General features: G+C 64.7%; 14 protein-coding genes. 4 read left to right on the top strand and 10 right to left on the bottom strand.

Annotated features, from left to right (window positions below; genetic code table 11):
* The first annotated feature begins 35 nt into the window (after positions 1 to 35).
* Positions 36 to 1,211: a hypothetical protein gene (locus D0T21_RS21450; RefSeq protein WP_116991334.1), complete on the top strand. Its 1,176-nt coding sequence runs from the start codon at positions 36 to 38 to the stop codon at positions 1,209 to 1,211.
* Positions 1,208 to 2,335 (top strand): HupE/UreJ family protein, encoded by a 1,128-nt coding sequence (locus tag D0T21_RS21445; protein ID WP_116991333.1) that lies wholly within the window; start codon positions 1,208 to 1,210, stop codon positions 2,333 to 2,335. The genes D0T21_RS21450 and D0T21_RS21445 overlap by 4 nt, the downstream gene beginning before the upstream one ends.
* Here the strand turns inward: D0T21_RS21445 and D0T21_RS21440 are convergent.
* The 5 genes from D0T21_RS21440 to yfcF all read right to left on the bottom strand — a co-directional run bounded on the left by D0T21_RS21440 (position 2,319) and on the right by yfcF (position 5,952).
* Positions 2,319 to 2,981, bottom strand: a complete 663-nt coding sequence (locus D0T21_RS21440) for a uracil-DNA glycosylase (protein ID WP_116991332.1) — start codon at positions 2,979 to 2,981, stop codon at positions 2,319 to 2,321. The two genes, D0T21_RS21445 and D0T21_RS21440, sit on opposite strands and share 17 nt — an antisense overlap.
* Positions 2,982 to 3,223: 242 nt before the next feature.
* Positions 3,224 to 3,460 carry a type II toxin-antitoxin system Phd/YefM family antitoxin gene (locus D0T21_RS21430; RefSeq protein WP_116991330.1) on the bottom strand — a complete coding sequence of 79 codons (237 nt, stop codon included), beginning with the start codon at positions 3,458 to 3,460 and terminating at the stop codon, positions 3,224 to 3,226.
* Between the two features lie 143 nt (positions 3,461 to 3,603).
* Positions 3,604 to 4,590 (bottom strand): lipoyl synthase, encoded by a 987-nt coding sequence (gene lipA / locus D0T21_RS21425; RefSeq protein ID WP_116991329.1) that lies wholly within the window; start codon positions 4,588 to 4,590, stop codon positions 3,604 to 3,606.
* 31 nt (positions 4,591 to 4,621) lie between these two features.
* A complete protein-coding gene (lipB, locus tag D0T21_RS21420; protein ID WP_116991328.1) occupies positions 4,622 to 5,308 on the bottom strand; it encodes a lipoyl(octanoyl) transferase LipB in 687 nt (228 codons plus the stop codon).
* A 14-nt stretch (positions 5,309 to 5,322) separates the two neighbouring features.
* Positions 5,323 to 5,952, bottom strand: coding sequence for a glutathione transferase (gene yfcF / locus D0T21_RS21415; protein WP_116991327.1), 630 nt, complete (start codon positions 5,950 to 5,952; stop codon positions 5,323 to 5,325).
* A 122-nt stretch (positions 5,953 to 6,074) separates the two neighbouring features.
* Between yfcF and gcvA the strand changes: the two genes are divergently transcribed.
* Complete coding sequence (gene gcvA, locus D0T21_RS21410) at positions 6,075 to 6,974, top strand: transcriptional regulator GcvA (protein ID WP_116991326.1); 900 nt, start codon at positions 6,075 to 6,077, stop codon at positions 6,972 to 6,974.
* A 91-nt stretch (positions 6,975 to 7,065) separates the two neighbouring features.
* Here gcvA and D0T21_RS21405 read toward each other — a convergent pair whose 3' ends face one another.
* The 4 genes from D0T21_RS21405 to D0T21_RS21390 form a co-directional block, all read right to left on the bottom strand.
* Positions 7,066 to 7,341: a DUF493 family protein gene (locus tag D0T21_RS21405; RefSeq protein ID WP_116991443.1), complete on the bottom strand. Its 276-nt coding sequence runs from the start codon at positions 7,339 to 7,341 to the stop codon at positions 7,066 to 7,068.
* A gap of 79 nt (positions 7,342 to 7,420) precedes the next feature.
* A complete protein-coding gene (locus D0T21_RS21400) occupies positions 7,421 to 8,233 on the bottom strand; it encodes a hypothetical protein (protein WP_116991325.1) in 813 nt (270 codons plus the stop codon).
* Positions 8,234 to 8,259: 26 nt separating this feature from the next.
* The gene (locus D0T21_RS21395) at positions 8,260 to 9,045 is read right to left on the bottom strand and encodes a DUF2491 family protein (RefSeq protein ID WP_116994511.1); all 786 of its coding nucleotides are present in this window, start codon (positions 9,043 to 9,045) and stop codon (positions 8,260 to 8,262) included.
* Position 9,046: 1 nt separating this feature from the next.
* Positions 9,047 to 9,847 carry a hypothetical protein gene (locus tag D0T21_RS21390; RefSeq protein ID WP_116991323.1) on the bottom strand — a complete coding sequence of 267 codons (801 nt, stop codon included), beginning with the start codon at positions 9,845 to 9,847 and terminating at the stop codon, positions 9,047 to 9,049.
* Positions 9,848 to 9,933: 86 nt separating this feature from the next.
* On the opposite strand from D0T21_RS21390, the gene D0T21_RS21385 reads away from it, so the two are divergent.
* Positions 9,934 to 10,419: a phage regulatory CII family protein gene (locus D0T21_RS21385; RefSeq protein ID WP_116991322.1), complete on the top strand. Its 486-nt coding sequence runs from the start codon at positions 9,934 to 9,936 to the stop codon at positions 10,417 to 10,419.
* A 263-nt stretch (positions 10,420 to 10,682) separates the two neighbouring features.
* Here D0T21_RS21385 and D0T21_RS21380 read toward each other — a convergent pair whose 3' ends face one another.
* The gene (locus D0T21_RS21380) at positions 10,683 to 12,644 is read right to left on the bottom strand and encodes a DUF6600 domain-containing protein (RefSeq protein ID WP_116991321.1); all 1,962 of its coding nucleotides are present in this window, start codon (positions 12,642 to 12,644) and stop codon (positions 10,683 to 10,685) included.
* Positions 12,645 to 12,700 lie beyond the last annotated feature (56 nt).

Here is a 12,700-nt window from a genome sequence, read left to right as displayed (position 1 = left end):
TTTTCGTGCGCCCTTTCCGCCGTTTTGAGGTCATCATGAAGAAACCATTATTTGCGCTGCTGTTGTCGTGCTTTGCCGCTGCGGCGCAGGCGGCGCCATACATACCCGCCAGCGGGCAGCAGGTCATCGAGACGTTGCCGCGCCGTGGCGATCCGGCGCAACAGGAACTGCGCCGCATGCGCAGCGAATTGAATGCGCGCCCCAACGATATGGCATTGGCCACCGGCCTTGCCACGCGCTACATCGGCCTGGCCCGCAGCGAAACCGATCCGCGCTATCTGGGCTACGCGCAGGCGGCCCTGGCGCCGTGGTGGTGGCTGTCGTCGCCGCCGCCGCCGGTGCGCCTGCTGCGCGCCACGCTGCTGCAAAGTACCCACCAGTTCAAGCCGGCGATGGACGATCTGAAGGCCGTGCTGGCGGCCGATCCGGCCAACGCGCAGGCGTGGCTGACGCAGGCCACCGTGCAAACCGTGCAAGGCGACTATGCCAGCGCCACCGCCAGCTGCGCCCACCTGTCGGCGATGTCGATAGAACTGATCACCATCACCTGCATCGCCAACGTCGGCGCGGCGACCGGGCGTTCCGTTAAAAGCGAACAGCTGCTGGACCTGACGCTGGAACGCAGCAGCAACGCGCCAGCCGAGCTTCAGGTATGGGCCTTGACGTTGCTGGCGGAGATGGCGCAACGGCGCGGTGCGGCGAACATCGCCGAGGCGCGCTACAAACGTGCGCTGGCACTGAGCCCGCGCGACAGCTACCTGCTGGGCGCCTATGCCGATTTTCTGCTGGAGCAGCGGCGCGCGAACGAAGTCGCCGCGCTGCTGAAGGACCAGACCCGCATCGACGCGTTGCTGCTGCGTCGCGCACTGGCGTTGCAGCAGCGTGGCGACGCGCGCGTGGCCTTGGCCGCAGATGTGAAGGAACTGGCGGCCCGCTTCGACGCCGCCGCCCAACGCGGTGACACCGTACACCAGCGCGAACAGGCGCGCTTCGAACTGATGCTGCGCCACGATCCGGCCACCGCGCTAACGCTGGCGCGCAAGAACTGGGCTGTGCAAAAGGAAGCGGCCGACATCCGCATCTATCTGGAATCCGCAGTGCAGGCGCGCGACGCCAACGCCGCCAGGCCAGTGCTGGACTGGGTCACGCTGAATCACACCGAGGACGTGGCCGCATCGCGCCTGATCCGCCAACTGCAAGCGGGGACATGATGAAACGCCTGATGCTATTTTTTGCACTGCTGTGCGGCGCGGCGTTGCCGGCCTATGCGCACAAGCCCAGCGACAGCTATCTGTCGCTGGAGGTGCAGGGTGAGCGCGTCACCGGCCAGTGGGACATTGCGCTGCGCGACCTGGATTTTGCCATCGGTCTCGATCAGGACGGCGACGGCAAGCTGACGTGGGACGAGGTCCGCACGCGGCATGCGGCGATAGCGGCATATGCGCTGGAGCGCTTGGGCATCGCCACCGACAAAGGCGCCTGCCGCATCGATACCAACCAGCAGCTGGTCGACGACCACACCGACGGCGCCTACAGTGTGCTGCGCTTTCGCGCCGCCTGCCCCGGCCCGGTAACGGCGCTGACCATCAACTACCAGCTGTTCGCCGATCTCGATCCGCAGCACAAAGGCTTGCTGCGCTTGACGCACGACGGCGCGACATCCACCGAGATTTTCGATCCATCGCACGCGCGCCAGACCTTGTCGCTGGCGTCGCCGGACCACTGGCAGCAATTCGCCGCCTACGTGAAGGACGGCGTGTGGCATATCTGGATAGGCTACGACCATATCCTGTTCCTGCTGTCGCTGCTGCTGCCGGCGGTGATGCTCGGTGCGCGCGGCACGCCGTCGGCCAGCCTGCGCGAGTCCTTCATCGACGTGCTGAAAGTGGTGACGGCCTTCACGCTGGCGCACTCGCTGACGTTGACGCTGGCCAGCCTGTCGCTGATATCGCTGCCATCGCGCTGGGTGGAATCGGCGATCGCGGCGTCGGTGGTGCTGGCGGCGTTGAACAACATCTATCCGCTATTCCGCAGCCGGCGGCCGGTGGCGGCGTTCGGGTTTGGACTGATCCACGGCTTCGGCTTCGCCAGCGTGCTGATCGACCTTGGCCTGCCGCAGGGCGCGTTGCTGACCAGTTTATTCGGCTTCAACCTGGGCGTGGAGATCGGCCAGTTGTGCATCGTCGCCGCCTTCCTGCCGTTGGCGTTCGCATTGCGCGGCACCTGGTTCTATCGTCGTTTGCTCAGCGGTGGTTCGGCGGCGATCGCGCTGGTGGCAGCAGTGTGGCTGGCCGAACGCGCGTTCGACATGAAGCTGATCACGCCCATTGGATAGGTGTCTGGCCGTGAGCCGCCAGATAGTCATTCGCGCGCGAGAACGGTTTGCTGCCGAAGAAGCCCTTGTGCGCCGAGAACGGCGACGGATGCGGCGAGGTGATGACCAGGTGTTTTCGCCCGTCGATAAAGGCTTTCTTCGATATCGCGTAGCTGCCCCACAGGATGAACACGAGATGCTCGCGTTGTTCGGACAGGTGGCGGATGGCGCTGTCGGTGAAGGTCTCCCAACCTTTGTGGGCATGCGAGCCGGCCTCGCGGGCGCGCACGGTGAGCACGCTGTTCAGCAGGAACACGCCTTGCTGCGCCCAATCCGTCAGATCGGTCTGGCGGCGGTCGAGGCCAAGGTCGTTGCGCAGTTCCTGGAAGATGTTCTGCAAGCTCGGTTGCGGGCGATTGCCTTCCGGCACCGAGAAGCAAAAACCCATCGCCGCGCCGGGAGTGTGATACGGGTCCTGCCCGAGGATGACGACCTTGACGTCATCGAACGGCGTCAGATCGAAGGCCTTGAAGATGTTCTTGCCGGCCGGGCAGCACTGATGCGCCGCATACTCCGCCCGCACGAAGGACGTCAGGCTTTCCCAGTAAGGCTGTTCAAACTCCTGCTCCAACCGTGCCTTCCAGGAAGCCTCGATACGAACGCTCATTCATCCCCCGACTCAGACTATTTCGACAAGTTCGGAATAGTCCGCCAAAACGCGGTCGGCGGTCAACAGTTTCATGGTTTCGCAGATGGCCTGGGCAACCAGCATGCGGTCAAATGGATCGCGATGGATTGGAGGTAACAACCCCACCTGCGCTGCCGCGATACGGGCGCGTGAACGCCGGGGCAACTTTCGACTGTCTTGCAGCCACCAGAGCAAGACATGGGTGTCTAGTAGAAGCTGCACTATTTGCCTTCGAATGCAGCCTGTATGTCTTCAGGGAGTGGCCCATCAAAATCATCGGCGATCCAGATCTTTCCCTTCATTGAGCCGGGCTTTCGCAATGCTCCATGAGCGTGGATCGCTACCAGTCGGACAAGAGGTTTGCCACCTGCGGCGATGATGACTTCCTGGCCATTGGAAGCATCCTCGATCAGTGTCGATAGCCTGATTTTCGCTTCATCAATATCGAATATCGCCATGTTCATCTCCGGGCAAACTAATTCCAGTCTAGCTTGCGTAAAGATGAAGACAAGGCACGTATATGACGATCCTCTGATATCGATCAACGAAAAAAAAGCAAGCCGTCTTGCGAGGGCTTGCTTCTCTTGGTGTTGCTGAATTTCTAGCCGGCGGCCAGCACGTTGTGCGCCTGCTCGTCCGCGTGGTAGGAGCTGCGGACCATGGCGCCGACGGCGGCGTGCTTGAAGCCCATCTTGTAGGCTTCGGCTTCGAACATCTTGAACACGTCCGGGTGCACGTAGCGGCGCACCGGCAGGTGGCTGTTCGACGGCGCCAGATACTGGCCGATGGTCAGCATGTCGATGTTGTGCTCGCGCATGTCGCGCATCACTTGCAGGATCTCTTCGTCGGTCTCGCCCAGGCCGACCATGATGCCGGACTTGGTCTTCACCGCAGGGTACAGATCCTTGAATTCCTTCAGCAGCTGCAAGGAGTGCATGTAATCCGAACCCGGACGCGCTTCCTTGTACAGGCGCGGCACGGTTTCCAGGTTGTGGTTCATCACGTCCGGCAGGCCGTCCTTGAAGATGTCCAGCGCCTTTTGCAGGCGGCCGCGGAAGTCCGGCACCAGCACTTCGATCTGGGTCTTCGGCGACAGCGCGCGGGTGTTCTGGATGCACTCGACGAAGTGGCCGGCGCCGCCGTCACGCAAATCGTCGCGGTCGACCGAGGTGATCACCACGTAGCTCAGGCGCAGCTCGGCGATGGTCTTCGACAGGTTGAACGGCTCTTCCTTGTCCAGCGGATCCGGGCGGCCGTGGCCGACGTCGCAGAACGGGCAGCGGCGGGTGCACTTGTCGCCCATGATCATGAAGGTCGCAGTGCCCTTGCCGAAGCATTCGCCGATGTTCGGGCAGCTCGCTTCTTCGCACACGGTCACCAGCTTGTTCTCGCGCAGGATGTCCTTGATTTCGTAGAAACGGGTCGACGCCGAGGCCGCCTTGACGCGGATCCAGTCCGGCTTTTTCAGGCGCTCGACTTGCTCGATCGGCACGATCTTGATCGGGATGCGCGCGGTCTTGCTGGCGCCTTTTTGCTTTTCGCTTGGGTTGTAAGCCGGGGCAACGCTGGTGGTGGTTTCAGAAGTCATTTGGCTGCGTGCCCTCGCGGGCAAAGTTTGGTTATTCGTGTACTGCGGGTTCGGCCACATGCGCCAGAACGCTGATCAGCTCATCGGCCAGCTGCTGTTGCACGTCGGACAACACTGCGGTCGCGCCGACGGTGCGCATATCGACTGTTTCCAGCCCGGCATAGCCGCAAGGATTAATCCAGGAAAACGGGGCCAGATCCATCGCCACATTCAGCGACAGCCCATGATAGGTGCAACCGTTGCCGCGCACTTTCAAGCCGAGCGCGGCGATTTTGGCGCCTTGTTTCGGTCCGCCGGCCATGTAGATGCCCGGCGCGCCGTCAACGCGCTCACCGACGAGATTATACGCGCCTAAGACGTTGATGATCGCCTGCTCGATTTTATTGACGAATTGCCGGGCGTACAGCTTGCCGCCCGGCTTGTTGCGGCGCAGGTCCATCAGCATGTAGATGACCACCTGGCCGGGGCCGTGGAAGGTGACTTCGCCGCCGCGGTCGGTCTGCACCACCGGGATGGCATCCGCGCCCGCCAGCAGGTGGCCGCGGTCGGCGCCCAGGCCCAGCGTGAACACGGGCGGGTGCTCGACGATCCACAGTTCGTCGCGGGTGTCCGGAGTGCGCGCGTCGGTGAAGGCGCGCATCGCGGCGAAAGTGCTGTCGTAGTCGGCGAGGCCGAGGTGGCGTATCAGCGCCGGCTCGGTTGGGGTAGGAGACGTCATGCCGCCATTATAAATCAGCCCGGCTGGTGACGCTCCAGCCACTGCTGGATGGACGGCCGCTGCCACTGGCCGGCGGCGTAGTCCTTGAGCTTTTGCGGCACCTCATCGCCGTTCAGGATCAGGCGGTTCAGCATCAGCGTCAGGTCGACATCGGCCAGCGACCAGGTATCGAACAGGTTGGGGCGGCCCTCCTGCACCAGCTGGCTGGCGGCGTGGATCAGTTTGCCGGCGGCGGCCTGGCCGGCGGCCGTCAGCGGCTGGCTAGCCTTGCCAAAAAATACAGTTTCCGTGTCCCGCTCGGCGCGCACCGGCAGCAGGTCGCTGCGCAGCCAGGCCTGGATCTGCCGCGCCTGGGCGCGCTGGCGACGGTCTTTCGGGTACAGCGCGATGTATTCCGGCGCCGGGAAGCTCTCTTCCAGGTATTCGGTGATGGCGGTCGACTCGGTCAACACAAAATCGCCCTCGACCAGCGCCGGCACCCGGGCGGTCAGCGCGCGCGCCGTGTAGGCGCTTTGTTTCTGCTGGCCGGCTTCCAGGTCCACGGTCTTGACGGTGAACGGCAAGCCTTTTTCGGTCAGCGCGACAAAGGCCGACATGGCGTAAGGACTGGTGAAAAGGCTGTCGACATACAGTTCAAAAGGCATGATGGCTCCGGCTAGAGTAGATTTATTCACATGGTAAGCCTTGCCGTAGCGCCTGTATAACGTTATATTTTCGTGATTCTAGCTAATTTTATTCACATAGTTATCCACAGCATGCCGACCTGATGAGCGCCAGCCGCCGCCTGCCCAATTTTTCCGCACTGCGCGCCTTCGAGGCGGCGGCACGCCACGAGAACTTCTCGCGGGCGGCGGAAGAGTTGCATCTGACGCATGGCGCGATCAGCCATCAGGTGCGCGCTTTGGAGGAGGAATTGGGGCGGCCGCTGTTCGTGCGCCATGGCCGACAGGTGAAAATAACTAGCGATGCGCTCAAATTTGCCCAGTTTTTAGGCAAATCCTTTGCCGATATCGCCGCCGCGGCCGACGCCATGCGGGCTTCCAGCGTCAACCAGCGGCTGACGATTTCATCGATTCCATCGTTTGCCGCGCGCTGGCTGGCGCCCCGGCTGGGCCGGTTTATCGACCTGTACCCGGATATCGAGGTGGTGCTGCAATCGAGCGGACAACTGCAGGACCTGGCGCGCGACGGCATCGATGTCGGCATCCGCTTCGGACGCGGCAACTATCCGGGGCTGGTGGTGCAGCGGCTGATGGGCGACGTCTACTACCCGGTAGTGAGTCCCCACTATCGCGGCGGGCGGCAACCCACAACACCACACGAGCTGCGCCAGCACACGCTGCTGCGCTCGGTGGAGCCGTGGTCGCCCTGGCTGCGCGCGGCCGGGGTCGACATGGCCGAGCCGTCAGGCGGCTTGATGTTCGAGGATTTGTCGATGCTGATACGCTCCGCCGCCGACGGCAACGGGGTGGCGCTGGTGCGCCATGTGGTGGCGATGCAGGAGATCGCCTCCGGACAACTGCTGCGGCTGTTCGATACCGCCACGCCGTGCCCGGATGAATACTTCTTCGTTTCGCCGCCCGGAGCGGCCGGCAGGCCGCAGGTCCAGGCGTTCCGCGACTGGCTGCTGGAGGAGATTGCCGTCTTCCAGCGCCAGCAAGCCTGACGTCGTCATTCCCGCGCAGGCGGGAATCCATACTTAGCTGGCTAAGCCAGCGTTCTATAGGTTCCCGCCTACGCGGGAACGACGGCGTTGATTACATGACGATTTTGACCATCGGGTGTGCCGACAGTTCGTTGTACAGCGCGTCGAGCTGCTCGCGGCTGATGGCGCGCACGGTCACGGTCAGGCCGGTGTAGTTGCCCTTGGGCGAAGGACGCACTTCCATTTTGCCTTCATGGAAATCCTTGTCGTGCTTTTGCACCACCAGCACGATGGTCGGGGCGAAATCGATATGAGTCGGGCCCATCACCTTGATCGGGAAGTCGCTCGGGTACTCGATGAGGGACTCTGACGGCGGGATCGCTTGCATATTCATTCCAATCAAAAAAGAAAACCGGCGGCGTCAACACGACGCCACCGGCCTCTATTGTAGCCAATTCAGCGCAGGCTTACGCTTTGCCCAGCGCCAGAGGGGCCGCTTCCTGCGGCGCGGCCAGCTGCGCCGGCTGCTGGCCGGACAGCCGCTGCAAACGCGCCAGCGCCGATTCGTTGGCGATGCCAGGCTGGCTGACCGACTTGCGGATCGCCTCCAGCTCGGCCGCCTGCTCGTACGGACGCTGGCCGATGTCGGTGACGATCTTCATGCCGGCCGCCTCGTTGCTGATGGCCTGGGCGCGGCGGGTCAGCGCGTTCAGCGCGCTGGAATTGCCGCGCATGCCGGACAGCCCGGCCAGCTGGCTCTGGCGCTCGGCGCGCAGGTTCTGCAAATCCTGCTGGGCGCGGGCCGAGGCCAGCGCCTGCATCGCCTTCTTCGCCGCCGAATCGAACTCGGCCAGCTGCTTGGACAGCGCGTCGACGATGGTTTGCAGTTCGTCCATGTACTGACGGGCGTCGGCTTCTTCCTGCAATTCCTGCGGCATGCGCGCCTTGTTGCCTTCCAGCTCGTCGCAGAACAGGGTGATGGTCGCTTCCGAGATCTTGCCGGCGGCCAGACGGTCGGCCAAGGTGCCGGCCGCCTGCTCGTCGGTGGCGATCAGCTGGCGCAGCTTGACCACGTCGGCCGCTTCCTTGTCGAAGGAGCTGCGGGCGGCGGCCAGTTTTTGCGCGGTCAGGCGCAGGCTGTCGGCCAGCCGGTCGCGGTCGGCCTCGGTGGCCGTTTCCGGATCAAAATTGGCGATCGCTTCGGAAACACGGTCGCCCAGCGCGCCAAAATGTTTGGAAATCAGGCGCGCGGTCAAACCCCAGCCATTCAAGTTGCTCATGTCAGTCGTCCTTAAAAAGTTGCGCGTCATTGGATAACGACGCGTTGCTGCTCAACCGGGATGCCAATGACGAAGTCGACATGGATCCCGCGTTTTGATGCATCGCCGTTCACGCTGCTGATGATTTCAGTCGTGATCAGCAAATATTCGTTGCCGCCGCCGCGCAGTTCGCGCACATACGGCATGAAATACATTTCCTGGCGCAGGCCGGTGCGGCCGCTGGCGTCGTCCAGCCGGGTCTCGGTGCCGGAGAACGGCGTGACGAACTCGGCGTTGGGGTCGCCGGCGTCGCGCCGGTAGTCGACGCCGTCGCGCTCGCCGAACACCAGGTCGAGGTCGGCTTCGTCCAGCCCGACATCGCCCAGCTGCTCGCGCCACAGCGTGTAGCTGCGGTCGCCCAGGCCGGCGCCGGCCAGGCCCATGTAGGCTTCCTGGTCTTCCACCGTTTCCGGGATCACGCGGGCCAGCTGGGTGCAATACATCACCTCGGCCACCTGGCCCTGGGCGTCCTGGTACACCTGCAGGAACTTCTCTTTCGACTCCCGGTCGCCGGTGTCCAGGTAGTAGCGGTACAGGCCGCCGCTCTGCTTGAGCCGGATCTGCGACACCGCGACGATGCGGGTGTCGCCCGCGTCCGGCAGCGTGATCAGCGAACCGTCGCCGGCCGCGCGCAGCAGCGGAGACTGCTGCAACTGGATCACGCTGCCGATGCGCGCTCCCAGCGGCAAGCCCTGGTCCGTGCGCGGCGCCTCTGCGCCGCCCAGCTTGGCCGCGCCATTGCGCAGGTAGTTGTATGCATCCGACCAGCCCATCTCAATTCCTTTCAAATGAATAATTCGTTGCATTGCCCGCCCGCAGGCGGCGCAGCTTGCGCACCGTGTACACCAGCGCCCACACCATCACGCTCAGCACACCTAGCCAGACCAACCAGCGCGCCACCGTGGCCAGGAAGGACGGCGCCGGCGCTGGGACTCGGGCGGCCGGGACCGGATCACCCAGTCCCGGCATGCCGTTGACCATGCCGGCCTGGACGGCAGCGCCGTCTGCCGGTACCGGTGCCGGTGCCTGGCCGGCGGCGGCTGGCGCCGTCGTGGTCGGGTACGACACCGGCTGATGGCTCTGGCTCATCGCCCGGCCCAGCATGAAGCCCAGCACGCCGTGCATCAGGCCGCTACTTGGCTGCTGCACGATGATCGGCGCCTGCTGGTACACCGGCGGCGCCTGATACACCGGCGATGGCTGCGGCCGGGAAACCGTATCGTTTAACGGCGGCGGCGCGGTCGGCGCGGCGGCGGCGGCCCGGCGGGCGTCCAGCGTTTTCAGCGCGTTGGCCTGGGCCGCGCTCTGGTCAAGGTCGCGCGAGGCGGCCGAGGTGTTGCGCGGCGTGGCCGAGGCCGGCGAGCCGGGCGCCTTGCCGAAAGCGCCGGGGCCGCTCTGGCGATCGGCCGGCGGCGCGACCGGCGAGCTCCGCGTGGAGTTGCTCTTTTGTGAAGAAAATCCACTTTTATACGACGACGATGTGCCAGAATGTGAAGACGTACGCGCCTCCGCCAGCCCATCGGTGCCTAGCGCAAGGCACAGCGTCAATAACAGTGCAGTATGGAAGGACTTCATGATGTCGTTTCGCAAAGAAGTTGAATGAAAATCAGCATAGCGCCGCGCGTCGGCGACTGCATCGGTAATAAAAGGCTCGCTTCACCATGACACGCAAATACCTCGACATGAATCAACACGACGCGCTCTACAAAGTGGCGCGCAGCTATCCCGGCGGCATCGACGCGTTGGCGCAGGCGATGGGCATCTCGGTCAACGTCCTGCGCAACAAGCTGGCGCCGACCATCGCCTCGCACTACCCTTCGTTCGAGGAAGTCTCGGCGGTGGTGGACCTGTGCCACAAGGCCGGCGTGGCCGACGCCCACCTGCCGCTGCACGCGCTGCTGGTGCGTCACGGCATGGCGGCCTTCGTCGTGCCGACCCCGGCCAACATCGGCGACGACGACCTGTCGCAGACCGTGTGCAAGGTGATGAGCCAGGTGGGGGCGGTGGCGGAAGCGGTATCGACCGCGCTGCTGGACGGCAAGGTCACGCCGGCCGAAGCGGACCTGATCGAACGCGAATTCCAGGGCGCGCTGTCGGCGCTGGGCGAATGGCGGGCGCGACTGCGCCTGAAGGCGGAGCAGGGCTAAACCGCCGCGCCAAAAAAAAGCCAGCCCTAGGGCTGGCGAAAAACTATTCTCTGATCGGAAATTGGGAAAAATCCGGAAAATAGTTGGGGCAAAGGGGAGCAGTCTCGACGGTCCTGCGTGGCGGATGCTGCCATCCTTGTTCTCACGCTTACCACCGGGTTTATCAATATTGCAACGTTATACATTGCGATAGATAAAGTCCATCCAAATGTGATGAACTGCTGTTTTGGCTCCCTGAACGACCTATTTCCCGGAGCAGGCGGTTACTCGCGATTTTGATGCCGGTTGTCGCCGCGGTCCTTGTTGCCTTCCTCCTTGCGGCGGTCCTGCTGCTTGTCGCGGTTATCCCGTTGTTGCTGCTGCGGCTGAGCCTGTGGTTGGGCTTGCGGCTGCTGGCGCTGCGGCTGCATGACCTGCGGCGCCGGCTGCTGGGGTTGCAGCTGAATTTGTTGCTGCGGCTGCGGCTGAATTTGCTGCTGAGGCTGCTGCACCGGGCGCCGCTCTTCCTGCTGCCGGTATGGACGGCGACTATCGTCCCGCTCACGATTGGCCGGGAAAGGCGTCGGCACGGTGGGCGCCGCTATCGGCGCCGCCGTGATCGGCGGATTGGCTCTCTGGATATTCGGCGTCACCGTGATCGGCGGATTGGCCTGCTGGATCGTCGGCGTCGGCGCCAGCACCGGATTGGCTTGCTGGACATGCGGCGTGCCCGGCATTTGGCCAGGCGCCTGGCCTGGCGTCTGGCCCGGCCGGCCGTACGGCCGCACATCGATGCGCACATCGCCCGGCTGGATGGTTTGCGGCGGCGCGTCCGGATGACCGAACTGCCCAGGCGCCAGCGTCGTCGTGGTCTGCGTCCGGCCCGGCTGCAAGGGCGCCGCCGGCTGCGGCACGGAAGGCGCGGTCAACACCCGCACCGGACGATCCGGGCGGCCGTCGTGGTCGCGCTCTTGCCAGCCACGGCGGTTGGTGTCCAGCGTGCGCGCGATCGACGGCTGCGGCGGCGCCACCGGCGCGGCGGTCGCCGCCAGACTGGCCGCCGGGATCACCTGCTGGCCGCGCGGCACCTGCACGGTGCGATGACGCCCCTCAAACTGATCACGCGGCAACACGGTCAGGCCGTCGCGCCGCACCACTTGGCCGGGCACGACCGTACGCGGCTCGAAAGACTTGCCGTTGTGGGTCCAGCTCATGCGCCGCTCGTAATCGATCGACACCTGGTAAGCCGGCACGTAACGCTCGCGCGGCGACAGCGGGAACCAGCCCAGGCCGGGCCGATGGTCGCGCACGAAACCGTCGCCGCCGACCCAGCCCACCAGCGCCGGCGCCCACACCGGCCGGCCGGCGGGCCGTCCCGGCGCCCAGCACCAGCGGCGTTCGACCATCACCCAGCGGCCGTAATGCGAAGGCGCATAGCCCCAGGGCGCGTTGTCGACCCAGGTCCAGCCCCATGGCGCCAGCCAGATCCAGCGGCCGTCGCGGTAGGGCGCCCAGTCGATCGCCACCGTGCGCGGGGTCCACAAGGCGCCGTATTCGACGCTCTCGGTCCAGCTGCCGTTGCGGTCCAGCTCCTCGTAGCCGGTCATGCCGGTGGAGACAAAACGGCTGCTCACCACGGCCTCGGCGGCGCGGTCGCGCTCGTCGGACCAGACATCGAAGCCGTCGCGCCGGGCCACGCTGGTGCTGACATCCACGCTGCTGACGTCGACATGGCGGCCGGGGCTGACCGTCACCGACGAACCGGCGCCGTCCACCCGCGCGCTGCCGGCCAGCATGCTGATCTGGCTGGTGTCGGTGACGCGCTCGGCGTCGACCCGCAGCAGGCCGGGTTCAAGCAGGGTGATGCGCGCCTGCGGCGTGCTCAGTTCGAAATCGCGCAGCAGCTCCGGGCTGCGCACGCGGATGCTGACGCTGCCGTAATTCAGGCGCAGGTGCAGCAGGTCGTCGTCCAGGTCGATGATTTCCAGGTCGGAATCGCCATCCAGCCGCACCGCCGTCGAGCCGACGCGGAATTCGGTGCGGGCGCCGCTGGCGGTGGTCAGGTGGCTGGCGCCGGTGACCGGCCAGTTCAGCGATGCGGCCATGGGCTCGTCGTCGCCGACCAGCGTGACCTGGCCCTGCACCGCGGAAATGCGGCCGACCATGGCGGGCGGGTCCGCCAGCGCGAACGAACTGAAGCCGGCCAGGGCGGCCAGCACGGCGATTTGGATCAACTTGCGGCTCATGGCGGCGTCTCCTTGTTTATTTATCATTTAACGCTGCTGCGAGGCATACGACTACC

The organism is Duganella sp. BJB476 (genome assembly GCF_003416895.1).
Classification (GTDB): Bacteria; Pseudomonadota; Gammaproteobacteria; order Burkholderiales; family Burkholderiaceae_D; genus Rugamonas.
This window is presented reverse-complemented; position numbering and strand designations above follow the sequence as displayed.